Source organism: Neobacillus sp. SAB-20_R2A, assembly GCF_049568635.1.
GTDB classification, from domain to species: Bacteria; Bacillota; Bacilli; order Bacillales; family Cytobacillaceae; genus Neobacillus; species Neobacillus citreus.
This window is the reverse complement of record NZ_CP145895.1, coordinates 5060815-5076796: the sequence shown is the minus strand read 5'-3', so window position 1 is coordinate 5076796 and position 15982 is coordinate 5060815. Positions and strand designations below refer to the sequence as shown.

At 39.6% G+C, this 15982-nt stretch carries 19 protein-coding genes and 1 riboswitch; of the genes, 3 read left to right on the top strand and 16 right to left on the bottom strand.

What is annotated here, in order from left to right:
* Positions 1–21: 21 nt before the first annotated feature.
* From V5M37_RS25085 to V5M37_RS25040, 10 genes are all read right to left on the bottom strand, one after another.
* Complete coding sequence (locus tag V5M37_RS25085) at positions 22–768, bottom strand: amino acid ABC transporter ATP-binding protein (RefSeq protein ID WP_423799611.1); 747 nt, start codon at positions 766–768, stop codon at positions 22–24.
* Positions 769–786: 18 nt separating this feature from the next.
* Entirely contained in the window at positions 787–1446 is a 660-nt protein-coding gene (locus tag V5M37_RS25080) for an amino acid ABC transporter permease (RefSeq protein WP_423799610.1), read from the bottom strand.
* A 69-nt stretch (positions 1447–1515) separates the two neighbouring features.
* The gene (locus V5M37_RS25075; RefSeq protein WP_423799609.1) at positions 1516–2301 is read right to left on the bottom strand and encodes an amino acid ABC transporter substrate-binding protein; all 786 of its coding nucleotides are present in this window, start codon (positions 2299–2301) and stop codon (positions 1516–1518) included.
* Between the two features lie 482 nt (positions 2302–2783).
* Positions 2784–2921 (bottom strand): hypothetical protein, encoded by a 138-nt coding sequence (locus V5M37_RS25070; protein WP_423799608.1) that lies wholly within the window; start codon positions 2919–2921, stop codon positions 2784–2786.
* Between the two features lie 28 nt (positions 2922–2949).
* On the bottom strand, positions 2950–3138 hold the full coding sequence (locus tag V5M37_RS25065) for a hypothetical protein (RefSeq protein ID WP_423799607.1): 189 nt from the start codon (positions 3136–3138) through the stop codon (positions 2950–2952).
* Positions 3139–3197: 59 nt separating this feature from the next.
* A complete protein-coding gene (locus V5M37_RS25060) occupies positions 3198–3545 on the bottom strand; it encodes a hypothetical protein (protein ID WP_423799606.1) in 348 nt (115 codons plus the stop codon).
* Between the two features lie 20 nt (positions 3546–3565).
* On the bottom strand, positions 3566–3808 hold the full coding sequence (locus tag V5M37_RS25055; RefSeq protein WP_423799605.1) for an SHOCT domain-containing protein: 243 nt from the start codon (positions 3806–3808) through the stop codon (positions 3566–3568).
* Between the two features lie 328 nt (positions 3809–4136).
* Positions 4137–5375, bottom strand: a complete 1239-nt coding sequence (locus V5M37_RS25050; RefSeq protein ID WP_423799604.1) for a hypothetical protein — start codon at positions 5373–5375, stop codon at positions 4137–4139.
* A gap of 135 nt (positions 5376–5510) precedes the next feature.
* Positions 5511–5651, bottom strand: coding sequence for a hypothetical protein (locus V5M37_RS25045; protein ID WP_423799603.1), 141 nt, complete (start codon positions 5649–5651; stop codon positions 5511–5513).
* Between the two features lie 94 nt (positions 5652–5745).
* The gene (locus V5M37_RS25040) at positions 5746–5919 is read right to left on the bottom strand and encodes a hypothetical protein (protein WP_423799602.1); all 174 of its coding nucleotides are present in this window, start codon (positions 5917–5919) and stop codon (positions 5746–5748) included.
* Positions 5920–6187: 268 nt separating this feature from the next.
* Here V5M37_RS25040 and V5M37_RS25035 point away from each other — a divergent pair, with 268 nt between their 5' ends.
* Together V5M37_RS25035 and V5M37_RS25030 are read left to right on the top strand one after the other, a co-directional pair.
* Positions 6188–6637, top strand: coding sequence for a hypothetical protein (locus tag V5M37_RS25035; RefSeq protein ID WP_423799601.1), 450 nt, complete (start codon positions 6188–6190; stop codon positions 6635–6637).
* Between the two features lie 2 nt (positions 6638–6639).
* Complete coding sequence (locus V5M37_RS25030; protein WP_423799600.1) at positions 6640–8004, top strand: 4Fe-4S binding protein; 1365 nt, start codon at positions 6640–6642, stop codon at positions 8002–8004.
* A 109-nt stretch (positions 8005–8113) separates the two neighbouring features.
* Here the strand turns inward: V5M37_RS25030 and V5M37_RS25025 are convergent, their stop codons facing one another.
* The 6 genes from V5M37_RS25025 to V5M37_RS25000 form a co-directional block, all read right to left on the bottom strand.
* Complete coding sequence (locus V5M37_RS25025) at positions 8114–9319, bottom strand: ABC transporter permease (RefSeq protein ID WP_423799599.1); 1206 nt, start codon at positions 9317–9319, stop codon at positions 8114–8116.
* Positions 9316–9999, bottom strand: coding sequence for an ABC transporter ATP-binding protein (locus tag V5M37_RS25020; RefSeq protein WP_423799598.1), 684 nt, complete (start codon positions 9997–9999; stop codon positions 9316–9318). Before V5M37_RS25020 ends, V5M37_RS25025 begins: the two co-directional genes overlap by 4 nt.
* Positions 9983–11212, bottom strand: a complete 1230-nt coding sequence (locus V5M37_RS25015; RefSeq protein ID WP_423799597.1) for an efflux RND transporter periplasmic adaptor subunit — start codon at positions 11210–11212, stop codon at positions 9983–9985. Before V5M37_RS25015 ends, V5M37_RS25020 begins: the two co-directional genes overlap by 17 nt.
* Before the next feature lie 307 nt (positions 11213–11519).
* Positions 11520–12242, bottom strand: a complete 723-nt coding sequence (locus V5M37_RS25010) for an amino acid ABC transporter ATP-binding protein (protein ID WP_378583118.1) — start codon at positions 12240–12242, stop codon at positions 11520–11522.
* Positions 12239–12922: an amino acid ABC transporter permease gene (locus tag V5M37_RS25005; RefSeq protein WP_423799596.1), complete on the bottom strand. Its 684-nt coding sequence runs from the start codon at positions 12920–12922 to the stop codon at positions 12239–12241. Before V5M37_RS25005 ends, V5M37_RS25010 begins: the two co-directional genes overlap by 4 nt.
* Positions 12923–13019: 97 nt before the next feature.
* Positions 13020–13814 (bottom strand): ABC transporter substrate-binding protein, encoded by a 795-nt coding sequence (locus V5M37_RS25000; RefSeq protein ID WP_423802683.1) that lies wholly within the window; start codon positions 13812–13814, stop codon positions 13020–13022.
* 68 nt (positions 13815–13882) lie between these two features.
* Positions 13883–14067: riboswitch (Lysine riboswitch) on the bottom strand.
* A 180-nt stretch (positions 14068–14247) separates the two neighbouring features.
* On the opposite strand from V5M37_RS25000, the gene V5M37_RS24995 reads away from it, so the two are divergent.
* Entirely contained in the window at positions 14248–15897 is a 1650-nt protein-coding gene (locus V5M37_RS24995) for a M20/M25/M40 family metallo-hydrolase (RefSeq protein ID WP_423799595.1), read from the top strand.
* Positions 15898–15982 lie beyond the last annotated feature (85 nt).

Here is a 15982-nt window from a genome sequence, read left to right as displayed (position 1 = left end):
AGTTAAAAAAAAGATATTAAATTATTTTAAACTCCGGTTCAAGAACGCCTTTGTTCTTTCATGCTGAGGATTTGTAAACAATTCAGACGGATGACCGGATTCAAGGATTTCACCATTATCCATGAAAACCACTCGGTTAGCTACCTCTCTAGCAAAGCCCATTTCATGAGTCACAACAATCATTGTCATGTGTTCTTCAGCCAGATCCTTCATTACATGCAGTACCTCTCCAGTCAATTCCGGGTCCAAAGCAGAAGTCGGTTCATCAAACAGCAGTATATCAGGATTCATCATCAGCGCACGGGCGATGGCTACCCTTTGTTTTTGTCCGCCTGATAAGTTAGCTGGGTAAGCATTCGAGTGACCGGTAAGGCCAATTTTTTGCAGTATTTCTGCGCTCTGCTGTTGGATAGCGGCGGAAGACTCCTTTTTTACCAATCTAGGGGCAAGCTCCAAATTTTCCTTAACCGTTAAGTGTGGAAAAAGGTTAAAGTGCTGGAAGACCATACCCATCTTGGCGTTAATATTCTTGATTTCCGCGGGTCTAGAATAGACGCCATCCTTCACCAAATAATCTCCGGAAACACGTATGCTGCCGCCGTCAATTGTTTCAAGATGCACTAGGCTGCGAAGCATCGTACTTTTCCCTGAACCCGATGGGCCGATTACCGCCACTACATCATTTTTATTTACATCAAAGGTAATTTGTTTTAATACCTCTAAATTGCCATAGGACTTTTTTAGATTCGACACTTCGATTATTGCCATATCTGTTCAGCCCCTTTCTTATGCAAATTTGAACCGCTTCTCAAACCATTTAAAGAACATGGTTAAGATTAACGTCATGATTAAATAAATAATACCGGCCACAAGGAAAGGGGTAATCGTAAAATCACGGTTTACCGCTGTTTCGGCAAAGTGGAGCAATTCCGGAACAGCAACCGCATAAAGTAGAGCGGTGTCCTTAACAAGTGTCACTGATTCGTTTGCCACTGCCGGAAGAGCAATGCGGAACATCTGCGGCAGAATAACGCGTGTCATTGTTTGAAATTTATTTAAGCCAAGAACCTGGGCCGCTTCATATTGGCCTTTATCAATGGCTAGAAGCCCACCACGAAAAATTTCCGCAAAATAGGCGGCATAGTTAAGTATAAACCCTAAACAAGCTGCAACAAAGCGATCCAACACCAAATATTCACCTATAACTGGAATCATCGGCAGTCCGAAACAAATGAATAATAGCTGTAGCAAAAGCGGCGTGCCGCGCATCACATAAATATAGGCCTGGGCAATCCAGGATAGCGTCTTAAAACGGCTTCTGACTGCCAACGTCAATAAAAAGCCAAGCGGTATCGATACGACAATGGCGATTAAAAACAACAGAATGGTCATCTGTGCCCCTTCGAGCATGGGTCCAAGAATGGAGACGATATAATCAAATGACATAGTAGGATTCCTCCAAAAACAAAACAGGGTTTCCCATGGAAATCCTGTTCCGTATAATCTTCATTATTATTATTTTAAAACTTTATCTTCGCCAAACCACTTTTCTGAAATTTTAGCGGCAGTGCCGTCTTCGTTCATTTCATCTAAGGCTTTTTGCAGTTTATCTAGAAGCTTTTCATTTCCTTTTTTTACACCGATTCCGTACTCTTCAGGAGCAAGGGATTCATCGAGAATTTTAAAGGATTCTTTTTCTTTGGACATGTAATACTTAATAACAACCTCATCAATGACAACAGCATCCAAACGGCCACTCTTTAGGTCGTTCAACGCAAGGACGTTGTCTTTGAATTCTGTTACTGTTTTGATTTTGTCTTTAATTGGATTAGCATCTAAGGCATCTGATGCAGAAGAAAGAGATTGCAAGCCAACCACTTTGCCTTCTAAATCAGCTAATTTTTTTATGTTAGAATCAGAGCGAGTAACAACTACTTGGGCATTTTTTAAATAAGGCTTTGTAAAAAGTACTTTCTTTTTACGTTCATCTGTAATAGTGTAACCGTTCCAGATGAGGTCGATTCGGCCAGAGCTTAATTCGGATTCTTTTGTTTTCCAATCGATAGGCTGGAATGTAACCTTTTGACCCATTTTTTCAGCCGCTGCTTTTGCATAATCAATATCAAAACCAACAATTTCGTTCTTTTCATCGCGGAATCCCATAGGGGCAAATTTATCATCGATACCAATGACTAGCGTGTCGTCGGCCTTAGCTGCTTTTTCAGCGGAATTGGAAGAACATCCCGTTACGATGGAAAATACGGCAGCTATTGATAGAATCATAGTTGCTAATCGTTTCATTGTTATATAAACCACCTTATATTTAATTTATACTTTAATCCTTTATCACACTACCATATTATAATACTAAAATATTGATTATTACAATAGCAGAAAAATAATAATAAGATTATGAATATTTTAATATGCAGTCGAACCAATTTTTAATTAGCATTTTAAAATACAAACTTTCTGCATTGAGTTTCAATTTCCTAAAATAACCATTAGGCATCCCTTGTTAAAGGGATGCCTAATGTAATTTATTATCTAATGGTTAGTTGTAGGTGATAATTCACTCTCAGTTTACTTTCTCAGTATAATAAATAAAAATGTGCAGAAATTGTAAAGACAATCTAATTTTAAGATTGAATGTTTTTTAGAATGGTTTGGAATTCCTCGAAAGAAATCTCGCCTCGTGCATAACGCAACGTACAATTTCAGCTGCATCAACAGATGTTGAATTCGCATTTATAAAAATAGGTTCTTTTTTAGGAGGTTGTTTTTTATTTTTTAAATATTAGGTAGAGAACGAAAATGGTCAGCCCTGACAATAATAGGGTGGAAAAATGCACACCGAACACCCCTCCGCCGCATAATCCGCCAATTGTATTATTGAAAGCTCCATATGTGCCGTTCATCATGATGGTATATCCTCCCAAATTTAGTTTTTTATAATCGATTTTTTATTTTGGTGTATTCATCTGCTGATATTTGCCCTGATGCATATCTTATATCAATGATGCGTTTTGCTTCATTCACACTTGACGTTTCATTGGATTGGAATTTTTGTGTAAGTTTCTGCAAATCACCTGACTGATATAAATAAAAACCAATTACTAAAATAAGCAGTAAAAACATTTTTCATTCCTCCAAATCTTAATTTAGGGTGGGCTGGGCTGGCCATCCAGCCGGCCTTATTAGAGATTACCCATCATTCCTTGATAATACTGGCTTTTTGCAGAACCGCCAGTTCCATGCATACTCTTATACATTTCTTCCAATTGCTGGTCGCTTAAATCTGGATGCATTTGTCTCATGTATGGTTTCATCTGACCGAAATTTACATTACCATCTTCCATAAACTGTTTCATCTCTTCAAAGGTTCCAGATTTTACCGAATTGGACAATTGCACTGTATTGACTTCTCTTGTCTGCATGTAGACTGATGCGTTTGTTGATTGATCCTTCGCATAGGTTGTGTAAGCTCCGGTTCCTCCTGCTATAAGTGCTGCTGTAAGGACTCCTGTTATCATCATTTTCTTCATTTTGAATTCACTCCTCATTTTTATAAAAGATTTCTCTTGATTTGTTCGAATTCTTCGACGGAAATATCGCCATTTGCAAGTCTGCTTTTTACAATTTTTAATGCCTCTGAATCGGCTGTTGGTAGAGTAATGTTAGCCACTTTTTTCGGATTTTGCTTGTTTAGGGCTAAGTAAAACAAAAATCCGATTGCTGCCAAGAATAATATCATCATGAAAGAACCACCTCCCATCATGCCGAATCCTCCATATCCTGAACCCATCATGATTTATTCCTCTTTTTTACTTTTTACCCCTACCTGATAGGGTATATTTGAAGTTTATTGTATAAACGTGGAGAAAGTATGGAGAAAAACAAATCAACTAAAAACTTCAAAAAGATGTCACAAACTTTATTAATCATTAAAATAGATAATAGATTCATATTGCGAAAAAAAGCTCTGACAAAGGGAGATTCGTCAGAACTTTTTTCTAATTAAAAAATGGGATATTCTTCTGGGAAGGAGATATAATCAATTACCACATCATTATGTTAATAAATAAATTTGCACAAAGTATGGAGAAACAATGACAGCTTTGCGTCTTACATTTTTACTAAACGGTTTTTGAAATTTTATTTAATATTGATACATCATTGCCAAATTTACACATCGCATCGCAATCACACCGCAAATCATGAAATAACAGATATGAAATAGATTGTGAATCAAGGGAACGAATCGATGGCCGCAGCAATTGGGCTTTGATTTCTTTTTCTCTTTTTTCGGGTGCAACTAAATAAAATTGACAGGTCACACCTTGAAGGGAGAGTGACAAATCAGATAATCGCAAAATTCCTGAATAAATGGATGTACTTTTTTCAACTTCAAAGCCAGCAATTACTTTTTCCTCTTGATCTAGCCATAAGACATCAATCAAGGCAATTGTGTCGGCCACTGCAGGTGAAAAGTAAAAAACGTTTAAATTTTTTATGGAGTATTCACCGAGCTTTTGACCGTTCCATTCCCGTTTGTGGTCATTTCGCGCAATCCATACTTTATAACCTAATGATTTTCCCAAACGGGCAAGATGGTATTGCATTTCGGAATGGGTATTTTCTTCAATTTCATCTTCCTTAACTTCCTTCTGACGGCGGGTTTTGGCTTTTTCGATTTTTTCGCTTTCCTTGTATAAAAACTCCAAAGCATTTTCCTCAATAATCATCCGAGTGCTGCCGATTTCAAACAGCAACCCGGCCAGAGCACCTAAATCTTTAGAGAGCATGCTGCGGAACTGATCATTTTCTTTCAGCATTTTTTCCCTCATCAAAAGGTATGCTTCCCAGGAGCCTAATTTTAGTTTTTGCTTATATAACAAATTGAACCCATTGACGATTGCCGTATTAAATGGTGGAAACATAGTGGGATGCAAAAAGTATAAAATATTTGCAACAGCGGGTCCCAGACCTTTGATTTTTAAGGAGTCTAGTGATTGAATCTCTTCAATAACTTTTTCTGGACTGGCTGCTTCCAAACACGCTTTTAAAAACCGCCCAAAGGCTTTTTTATTATGATTATTTTCATAGATATCGGGGATTCTTAATTTTGGTTTCCAATAAAAAGCATGGGCCGCGCCTTCAAAAATTTGTTTTTGTTCAGAAATAGCAGTTACAACTATTTCCAGGCTCGAGCCTTTGAAATCATTTCCGAATATATCCTCTTCAATTTCGTTTATTACTTTACCTAAGCCTTTTCTAATTGTTCGAAAGGCTTTCAAACGATCATTACTATGTAAAAACCATGTATGGTAAACAGATTCCGTATCATTCTTATATAATTCTATTAATGACTTCATAATGGATAGTTCCCTTCCAAGAAAATGTCTGTAGGTATTATATATTTGTTTGTTGTTGGCAGGATATGACAAAAGTCATTTTAAATATGCAAAATAAAAAAGGCCTGGCAGTAATGCCAAACCTTTTGGAAAAATTTAATTTATTTTTTGATTTCGTAAGGCTAATTTAACTGCAAAATAAACGACTCCGCCTATAACAGCTAGACCAATCAGCCACATCAGAATACACATCATCATTCCCATGGCTCCACCCATCATTCCATAAGAGCCCATCATGTTAATTCACCTCGATTGTTAAAATCGGTTCATCATATTTTCGCTATTCATGCCCTCAGTTTCACCCATCATTCCTCCATCTTTATGGCAGGCATTATACATTTTTTTCTAAATCCGCTTTTGTTGAATCTGGATGCATTTTTTCCATGAAAGGAAGCATTTCTTGAAAACTGAAACCATCTTCTGAGTTATTGCCAGCTGCGAACACAGCAGTTCCTGCACCAAGGATTAAAGCTGCACTAAAAAGACCAACTGCCCATTTCTTCATTATTTCTACAACTCCTTCCTATTTTTATTACCTTAATCTTATCTTAGAATTTTGCAGAAAGGATGGATATCTAGTGTCAATGTTATGAAGATTTATTTTCCAACATACAAATAATGGTTTTACAAATGTATGAACAAATGCAGGAAGCGGGAACGAAGACATATTATGTCCATTAAAAATGCATAAAAACTGCAAATTTACCCACTAGATTATAGTTATCAAGCAAGCAAATATTTTCTTCATATTTAACTTAGTGGAGGTGCAAAAAGTGAAAAAGATATTTCTCATTTTATTTGCTTTAGGATTTATATTCTCATTTGATTTAAAAGCTTTAGCGGATGAAGGTCACTCTCATGATCAAAGTGTGAAAAATGCAGCAGAAAAGTTCAAAAATGGCAGTACTGATGCTTCACAGACAAGCAGTGATGATCATGCAACCATGGAGGGTATGGACCATGACAGTGGAAGTGGTGATCATGCAACCATGGAGGGCATGGACCATGGGAGCGGGAGTGATGATCATGCCAACATGGACGGTATGGACCACGAGAGCGGAAGCAATGGTCAAGCTACTCATGAAGAGAACGGCGGACACAGTCACGGCGCAGTAGTCGAAACACCGCCAAATTATAAAGTGTTAGGCACATATGGTGCTGTCAACCTATCATTTGTCATGATTGGCATTTGGAACAAATGGTTTAGAAGGAAGGAGAAATAACTATGGCAATGCCTGAGGAAAAACTAAAACCAAAAAAAGAACCTTTTGACCTGCTCTCCATTCCAATCGTTAAAAAGTTTGTAAAAAGCAGGTGGTATCCCGGAATTTTTCAATGGATTGTCATCACCGTGTTTTCGATCATTGTATTTGAATTAGTTATGGGAACAGTAAACCCAAGTAAAAACTTTGGAACAACGATGACGTGGGTACTGTGGTGGCCGATCATTCCAATCATATTTTTAGTAGCAGGCCGCTTTTGGTGTGCAATCTGTCCGTTTGGCAAATTGAGTGACATTGTTCGAAAAACTATCGGCGCGAACCGGCCCATGCCAAAGTTTTTAAGAAAATACGGAATATGGTTGATAGATTTATTCTTTATTGCAATTACGTATAGTGACCACGTTTGGGGTATTGTAGAATCCCCAAGGGGTTCCGGATATTTATTGCTGCTGCTCGTAACAATGGTAGTAGCGACCTCTGTTTTTTATGAAAGAAGAACCTTCTGTAAAACACTTTGCTTCCTGGGCGGATTGGCCGGAAACTATTCTAGAACCGGAGCAGTTAAGTTAACCTCTACACCTGATATTTGCAAAACGTGTAAAGTGCAATCCTGCTATCGGGGAACCGAAAAGGTCGAAGGGTGTCCAATGTTCCAATTTCCAAGAACAATGGAATCCAGTGCGGAATGTAATCTTTGTGCCAACTGTGTGAAAAACTGCCCTAACGACTCTATTAAAATTGAGGCGAGAATTCCAACAAAAGAACTGTGGGGCTTAAAAAATCCGAAGATCGAGCACGCCTCACTAGCCGCTGTAATTATGGGTATCGTGTTCGTTCAAAACATTACGATGCTTGAACCTTGGCAGAACATACTAAGCGCTATTGGAACTGTTACAGGAACCGCTAATTACACAGTTAACTTTACAGTAGCCTTTATCATTGCGATGGCGCTTCCGATTCTATTACTGTTAGGTACTGTAAAACTTGCTTCATTCTTTGGCATGGAAGGTACTGTGAAAAAGAACTTTACCCTTTTTGGTTATGCGATTATTCCGTTGGATCTGGCTGGCCACTTGGCACATAACCTGTTCCACATCTTTACTGAAGGAAAAGCTATCTGGTATAACTCAATTGGTTTATTTGGAGTACAGTCGAATCCAACAAGCTTAAGCTTGGCTTCGACACCTACGGTTCAAATGATTCAGTATGCGATTATTATTATCGGATGGATAGGCACCACTTATGTTGTATACAGAATGGCTAAGAAATCAAGCTTTAAAGCAGTGTTGCCATATTATGTGCTGATGCTTGCCTTAGCAATTGTGAATATTTATTTGTTCTCATTACCTATGATGCATAGGGTTTAATGAAGTAAAAGTTAAACCAGTATTACATCTTTATTAACTGCCAACAAAGCATCAAACATGTAATTTATCTAGTTTGATGCTTTTGTTGGCTTAATTCATCAAATGTAACTTATTCATAACGTAAAGCATCAATTGGACTGAGCTTTGATGCTTTATTAGCAGGGAGGATGCCGAAAATAATCCCGATAAAGGCAGAAAAACTAATTCCAATGAGCACAATTAATGGGCTCATCGTGGCAGTAATTGGTGATACTTTTGAAACAATTATCGTACCGATTGTGGCTAACCCCATTCCAATCAGTCCTCCCAAAGAAGTTAACGTAATCGCTTCAATTAGAAATTGCAGGAGTATTTTTCTGCGTGTTGCGCCGATTGCTTTCCGAAGTCCGATTTCCCTTGTTCGTTCTGTAACCGAAACTAGCATAATATTCATGACGCCAATCCCGCCAACTAACAGGGAAATACCTGCAATACTTCCAATCAGCAGTGTCAGCAACGAAATCATCTTATTTAATTCCTTTTCATAATCTTCGAAGCTATTTGTTGTATACTTTCCATCTTCCAGTCCTTTTTTTTCTGTCAAGGCTTCTGCGGCCAGTCTGCCAGTCACTGAAACTTTCTCAGGATCACTTGCAATCACAGATAATTGTTCAATTTCCCGATTGCCAAACATCATCGAAATGACAGCCCGAGGCATCATCATTTCACCGTTATCCTTGTTCCGGAATTGCTCAGGAACAGGTGATTCATAGACACCAACAACTTTATAAGGATTGCCGTTTAAATCAATGATTTCACCAATAGGATTTTCAGATTCCTTGAAGAATTTCTTCCGGGCGACAGAGTCAATCATGACGACCCGATTCAGCCCATCATTATCTGCAGCATAAAAGGACAGGCCTTCCAGTACCTTAATTTTTCTGGCAGAGAAGTATTCAGCACCGACTCCGGTGATTTGCATGTCTCCCTGCACATCATTGCGCACCATCATCCCAAAGCCTTGATTGGTCGCAATAACCGCTTTAACGCCAGGAACCTCAGCAAGTGTTTGGACATCATCGGTGGTCAGTTCAGGTTCCATCCAAAACGTCGGCTCTTCACCCTCGGGAGGCATGTATTCATAGAAAATATTAATTGCATTTTTATCGGTTCCGAAAAATTCATTCGTCATTTTAGTTCTGGTACCTTGTCCGATTGCCACTATAATGATAACAGCGGCAACACCGATAATAATTCCAAGCATCGTTAAGATGGACCGGACCTTATGATTCCAAATCGAGGAAAGGGCGATTTTAAAGCTTTCCCAAATATTCATGAGGCTACCACACTCCGGTCATCTGTAATCATGCCATCTTTTATTGTAATAATCCGCTTCGCGTAGGCTGCGATCTCTTCTTCGTGGGTAACGATAATCACCGTTTTTCCTTCCTTGTTCAGCTGTGTAAACAGCCTCATAATTTGGGCGCTAGTTTTCGAATCGAGAGCTCCGGTTGGCTCATCTGCTAGAATAATTGTGGGATTGTTGACAAGAGCCCTAGCAATGGCGACCCGCTGTTTTTGACCTCCGGATAATTCGCTGGGGAGATGCTTCATGCGGTCTTCCAAGCCCACCTTGGTGAGCATTTGTTTCGCCCTTTCGGTTCGTTCCCGTTTTGATACCCCTGCATATATGAGCGGAGAGGCAACATTTTTCAAAGCATTGTCTCGTGGGAGCATAAAAAACTGCTGGAAAACAAAGCCGATATGCTCATTTCTTAATTTTGCCAAGGCGCTCTCTTTTGCGGAGTTGATGATTTCGCCGTTTAATTCATATATTCCAGATGTCGGGTAATCCAAAAAACCAATGATATTCATCAACGTCGACTTGCCAGACCCCGATGGCCCCATAATCGCAATAAATTCTCCATCTTCAACAGTTAAATCAATTCCATGGAGGACTGGAACCTCAAGTGAACCCTTTCCATAGGCTTTTGTGATATTATTTAGCTTCATCAAAAGAGGTCACTTCCATTCCATCATGGATTTGTTCATTCGGCGTGATCACGACAAGCTCACCAAGCTTTACTCCATCTTGAATTTCAATGAATTCATCATTCATTGCGCCTGTTTTCACTTCGCGTCTTTCCAGCTTTTTCTCTACTAAAACATAGACCACCTTGACGCCGCCTTCATCAACGAGCGCCGGGTGTGGAACTGCGAGTGGTTTTTCAGCACCGCCGACTTTAATTTCTAATGAGACATGGAAGCCTTGCCGGAGCTCTGAAGTATCATCCGTTATCGCTACCTTAAACGGATACATTGTTACATTGCCTCCGCCTGGAGGACCTCCAAATTCCCCACCGGCACTTCCGCCGTCTTCCGTAGGGAATTGGGAAACAGATTCGATCGTTCCCTTCCATTCCCGGTCTTTAAATACCTTTGGGCGAATGATGACTGGCTGCCCGTGCTGAATCTTGACGGCATCAAACTCACTCATGGACCCAATCACTTTATATGGCTGATTTGAAATAATATGGATGATAGGTTCTGCTGACCCGGTTTCGGTTTTGGCAACGTTAGGGTCTACCTTTACGATTATGCCATCCATTTTGCTTACAACCGTCATGTCATTTTTCTGAGCAGTTAGCTCTTTAATCTGATCTTCGGCAGTGGCAATTTCGGATTTTGTGTTTTCATATTGCATCTCCAGCTGGATTTTTTCATTCGACAGCTGATTTACACTTTCTTGGGTAACAGGGGCCTCTTCTGTACTGTCCGAATTGGAAGCCTGTGTCTGCACTTTCTTTTTTGCGTCATTAAGTCGCTTCGTTAGGTCAGCAATTTGATTTTGCTCTGTTTTTGCCCTGCTAGTAAGCAAATCTTTGCTGCGGACGGCTCTAGTAAGTTCGTTTTCTATTTTGGCAGAATCGTATACCAGCAGTGCGTCACCGGCTTTGACAGCCTGGTTTTCTGCCACCTTAATTTCTTTGATTGCTCCTTTTGGAGGCTCAATAAAGATCTTTTGCTCGCTTTCTGGCACAATTTTCCCGGTTACGAGAATCGATTGGGCCAGTTCTTTCTGACTTACTTTTTGAACGGTTATTCCCATTGGTTTTGGTTCCGCTCCCGCCATTTGACTCTGTGGCTTAGTAAAAAAATAAGCGGCTGTTCCCCCGATGATTAATACTGTAATAATCGATACAATCCAAATCCATACCTTTTTCTTCACAATGAACCCCCGTCTAGTAATTTATTTTTCTCTCATATTAACTATAGAATATTTTACAGATAATTCAAAAATAATATAAATATGGGAGATTTGATAGATAATTGGAAAATTATCTATTATAATGACGAGATTTTGAACTTATTGGATTCACTAATTTTAGAAAAAATAGTCTGGCGAGAACTGGCTATTGATGGCGTAAGCAGGGGGAACACCTATTGTGTCACCACAACGAGAAAAAGGTACAGGGCTTTCATGAGCGCCTGTACCTTTTTCTCTTAAACAAATGAATTATTTCGCCACGATAATCTTATAGAATCTGATTTAAAAACCTTTGTGTCCGCTCGTGCTTCGGATTGGAAAAGATTTCACTTGGATGTCCTTCTTCTATTATATTGCCGTCGGCAAGCATAACGATTCGGCTTGCTACTTCTTTTGCAAAGCCCATTTCGTGTGTCACGATGACCATTGTCATTCCTTCACGGGCTAAATCCTTCATTACTTGAAGTACCTCGCCCACAAGCTCAGGGTCCAATGCCGAAGTTGGTTCGTCGAATAGCATGGCTTTTGGCTCCATTGCCAATGCTCTGGCGATGGCCACACGCTGCTTTTGCCCGCCAGATAATTGGTCTGGGTAGAAGTTGGCTTTATCCTGGAGGCCTACTTTTTTCAGGAGGTCCATTGCTTTAGAACGGGCCTGATCTTTAGATACACTCTTTACATGAACAGGGGCCTCAATAATATTTTCCAGCACTGTCATGTGCGGGAATAGGTTGAAATGCTGAAATACCATTCCCACTTTTTCTCTTATCTTATTAAGATTGGTTTTTGCGGGATTGATTTTTTCCGTATCGATGATAATGTCTCCGGCTTCGGCTGTCTCTAAAAAGTTTAAACAGCGGAGAAGGGTACTTTTCCCTGAACCACTCGCACCGATTAGGACAACAACCTCTTTTTCTTTTACGTGTAAATCAATATTTTTTAAAACTTGTAGTTCCCCGAAGGATTTTGATAGATTTTTAATTTCAATCATGCGGCTGCTGCCTCCTTCGGTCTACTGACATCCAACCTTTTCTCCAATCGGTTTGTGAACCACGTGAATATTAACACGATAATCAAATAATAAAGTCCGACAACAAAGTAGGTTTCAAATGGCATATAGTTTTCCCCTTGGACGGTAAGGGCAGTGTTAAATAAGTCTGTTACAGAAATATAGGCAACCAGGGAAGAATCTTTTAAGCTGATAATGAACTGATTCCCCAGCGGCGGGATGGCTCGTTTGAAGGCCTGTGGAAAAATAATTCTGCGCATTGCAAGCGGGTAGGACATCCCTAGCGATCTTGCAGCTTCCATTTGCCCGCGGTCAATCGATTGGACAGCCCCCCTGAAAATTTCCGCTATATACGCACCGGTATGAATGCTTAACGCAAGCGCCCCGGCTGTAAAGCTGTCAAGGGTTAGAAAATTCGCGATTCCATAATATAGGAACATAATTTGAACGATTAACGGAGTCCCGCGGATAAGCCCAATATAAATATCAGAAATCCAATTAAGAAATTTGATAGAAGAGATTTTAAAACTGGCAAAGATGATTCCAATGATTAATGCAAATAGCAGAGAAATAATTGTAATGGAAATCGTCATCCATGAGGCTTTCAAGAAGGCAACACCATGCTCACTGAGGATGCCGATAATATTATGCCAAAAAGTCATGATTTCATTTCAACCTCCTTTGAAAAAACGTAAGCCCCAAGCATGGAGCTTACGTTATCCAATTTTCCTATTTTGCGTCTTAAAGATGTGAGTGTGCTTACTTTTTAAGTAAGTTTTCGTTGAACCATTTTTTGCTGATTTTTTCGTAAGTGCCATCCTTCTGCATATCGTCAATGGCTTTGTTGATTTTATCAGCAAGCTCTTTGTTACCTTCTGCAACCGCAACACTAACGCGGTCCTCATTTAGCAGGTTGCCAATCGGCTTAATTTTTAAACCTTTTTCGTTTTTCGCATTCAAACCGACGATTTTATCAGTAATAACGGCATCTAAACGGCCAATTGCTAAGTCCTGAAGAGCGTTAACATCAGATGGATATCCTTTTACTTGATCGGATAGTTCCAGGGCCATATCTTTCCAAGTGCTAGCCTGGATTACACCGATTGTTTTTCCCTTTAAATCATCTTTTGAAGTAATATTACTGTTGTTCTCAGCCACAAAGATTTGGGCGCCGGATAAATAATATGGGTTTGTGAAGTCTACTTGCTTATCACGTTCAGGTGTTGCTGTCATACTTCCGATAATCGCATCGTATTTTTTAGCTTTTAAACCTTGGATGATCGTTTCCCATTGATTAGTCACAGGATTTGCTTTTACACCAATTCTTTTGGCAATCTCATTTCCAATTTCTACGTCAAAACCAGTTAATTTGTCGTCTTTCTTAAAGTTTAATGGCGGATATTGCCCGCTCATCGCAAACGACAGTGTACCCTCTTTAATTAGACCTAAATCTTCACCCTTTGCCTGGTTTGTTTTAGCTGTGTCTTTCGAACCGCATGCTGCTAAAATCACCAGTAATGCAGAAACTACTAATATCATAAGTTTTCTCATGATGCTTCCCCCTTTTTAATATAAAAAGCACCGTCCATGTGACGGTGCCTGACACCCTCATTAAAAGCTTTGAATTAGATAGTTCTCCACAATTCTTAAAGGAATTGTGACAGTTCTGCCCCATTTCGAGTGCAGCCCCAGCCCTCTGAAAACAGTGATTTCAGATGCTTCGGCGATTTATCCTTTTTCCTATTTTCATAGATTTCACTGAATCTCCAATAGGATACTTATATAAACCGCGACCTCTACCTCATCTCAAAAGCTTAAAGATGAGGAATTAATATTCTTTTCGCAATAATTAGTATAAGTAAATATTTATACATAATCAAGTATAAATTCACTAGAATATTTCCCCATTTGAAAAGACTTGACGAAAATTTGTTAATTGGTATACATTTTTCTACAATACTAATCTTATAAAAAAGGGGTCAGAATGATGCTGCAATGCCGTGAGGATGTATTGGCATTCACGAATCAGCTCGTGAATATCGAAAGTATTGTGAATACAAAGGGTGAAAAAACAATTGCCCAATATTTATATAAATTTATATCTGCTTTTCCTTATTTTTCAAAAAATCCTTCTCACATGACGATGTCTCAAACCATACAAGATGAACATGAAAGATATAATGTATTGGCATTTGTCAAAGGTACAAAAGGGAATAGCCGCCGTACAGTCATTTTGATGGGACATATGGACACGGTTGGAATTGATGATTTTAATCATCTAAAAGAACATGCGTGTTTTCCGGATCAGCTAATGGCTGCGTTAAAGAGGGAGGAACTGCCGGCTTCAGCGAAAGAACATTTAGAATCGGGTGACTGGCTGTTTGGCAGAGGCGTACTTGATATGAAAAGCGGAGTGGCTAGCCATCTCTATCTATTAAAATACTATTCTGAGCATCCGGAAGAGCTTGATGGAAATATCGTCTTTTTGGCAGAATGTGATGAAGAGGACAGCTCTCACGGAGTTTTATCTGCCTTAAAGGTTCTGAAAAGCTGGAAGCAGGAGCATGGTTTTGACTATGCTGCGGCGATCAATTCCGATTTCGTCTCCCCGCGCTTTGCAGGAGATGAAAATCGCTATATCTATATGGGGACAGTAGGCAAGCTTCTGCCATCCTTTTTTATTACTGGTGCAGAAACGCATGTTGGCTCTTGCTTTGAAGGGCTTGATCCTAACTTTATCGCGGCGGAGCTGACGAAGCAGATTGATTACAATCCCGAGCTTTGCAATGAGGCCTTAGGTGAAATCACGGTTCCCCCTGTTTCTTTAAAACAAACAGACCTGAAACCGTCTTATACCGTTCAGACCGCGTTGTCTGCCTATGTATATTACAATTTCTTCATCCATTCCTGGTCTCCAAAGGATGTACTGGTAAAATTAAAAGAGCAGGGTCGGATTGCATTTGAAAATGCCTTGAATGCTTTTGATGAAAGATATAAGCAGTTTAGCAGCTTAAGCGGCGAACCATATTTCAAACATCCTTGGCAGCCAAGAGTGTTCACATATGAAGAAATGGAACAACAGTTGGTTATGGAGCACGGTGATACCTTTATTACGCATATGAATCAATTTAAAGAGAGTTTATTAGAGGATAAGGAACTGGATACCCGCATGTTTGCGGCAAGGGTCGTAGAAGAGGCGTGGAACTGGATGAAGGACAAAAACCCTGCCATTATCCTGTTCTATTCATCACTATATTCACCAAGAATTGAGCTGTCCGGCAAGACAGAACAGGAACAGGCCCTGATTGATGCTTTAAATCAGGCAGTAGAATCGATTCAGCCAGCCTACCCACATCCAATCGTAACGCGGAATTTCTTCCCGTATATCTCAGATATGAGCTTTGTAGCTCTAAGTGATGACGAAGAAGGAATAGAGGCTGTTTCCAATAATAATCCTGGCTGGGGAACAAAGCATTACGTGGAGTACCAAGACATACGCGACTTAAATGTGCCGGTCATCAATATTGGCCCTTATGGACTAGATGCCCATAAAAAGCTTGAAAGAATGGAGATGTCCTATTCCCTTGAAGTGGTGCCGAATCTGACCAATCTTGTCATCCAAAATTTATTAAAATAATGAACTGGGGTGTCCTGTGGGACGCCCTATATTTTTTTGCCAGTAAATTATAAAATAAAGAATACTATAAGGAGCTTTAAAATCG

Bases quoted from the DNA above. Each gene is read 5' to 3' on its own strand.
- V5M37_RS25085 (WP_423799611.1), bottom strand. From the start codon at position 768: ATGGCAATAATCGAAGTGTCGAATCTAAAAAAGTCCTATGGCAATTTA.
- V5M37_RS25080 (WP_423799610.1), bottom strand. From the start codon at position 1,446: ATGTCATTTGATTATATCGTCTCCATTCTTGGACCCATGCTCGAAGGG.
- V5M37_RS25075 (WP_423799609.1), bottom strand. From the start codon at position 2,301: ATGAAACGATTAGCAACTATGATTCTATCAATAGCTGCCGTATTTTCC.
- V5M37_RS25070 (WP_423799608.1), bottom strand. From the start codon at position 2,921: ATGATGAACGGCACATATGGAGCTTTCAATAATACAATTGGCGGATTA.
- V5M37_RS25065 (WP_423799607.1), bottom strand. From the start codon at position 3,138: ATGTTTTTACTGCTTATTTTAGTAATTGGTTTTTATTTATATCAGTCA.
- V5M37_RS25060 (WP_423799606.1), bottom strand. From the start codon at position 3,545: ATGAAGAAAATGATGATAACAGGAGTCCTTACAGCAGCACTTATAGCA.
- V5M37_RS25055 (WP_423799605.1), bottom strand. From the start codon at position 3,808: ATGATGGGTTCAGGATATGGAGGATTCGGCATGATGGGAGGTGGTTCT.
- V5M37_RS25050 (WP_423799604.1), bottom strand. From the start codon at position 5,375: ATGAAGTCATTAATAGAATTATATAAGAATGATACGGAATCTGTTTAC.
- V5M37_RS25045 (WP_423799603.1), bottom strand. From the start codon at position 5,651: ATGATGGGCTCTTATGGAATGATGGGTGGAGCCATGGGAATGATGATG.
- V5M37_RS25040 (WP_423799602.1), bottom strand. From the start codon at position 5,919: ATGAAGAAATGGGCAGTTGGTCTTTTTAGTGCAGCTTTAATCCTTGGT.
- V5M37_RS25030 (WP_423799600.1), top strand. From the start codon at position 6,640: ATGGCAATGCCTGAGGAAAAACTAAAACCAAAAAAAGAACCTTTTGAC.
- V5M37_RS25025 (WP_423799599.1), bottom strand. From the start codon at position 9,319: ATGAATATTTGGGAAAGCTTTAAAATCGCCCTTTCCTCGATTTGGAAT.
- V5M37_RS25010 (WP_378583118.1), bottom strand. From the start codon at position 12,242: ATGATTGAAATTAAAAATCTATCAAAATCCTTCGGGGAACTACAAGTT.
- V5M37_RS25005 (WP_423799596.1), bottom strand. From the start codon at position 12,922: ATGACTTTTTGGCATAATATTATCGGCATCCTCAGTGAGCATGGTGTT.
- V5M37_RS24995 (WP_423799595.1), top strand. From the start codon at position 14,248: ATGCTGCAATGCCGTGAGGATGTATTGGCATTCACGAATCAGCTCGTG.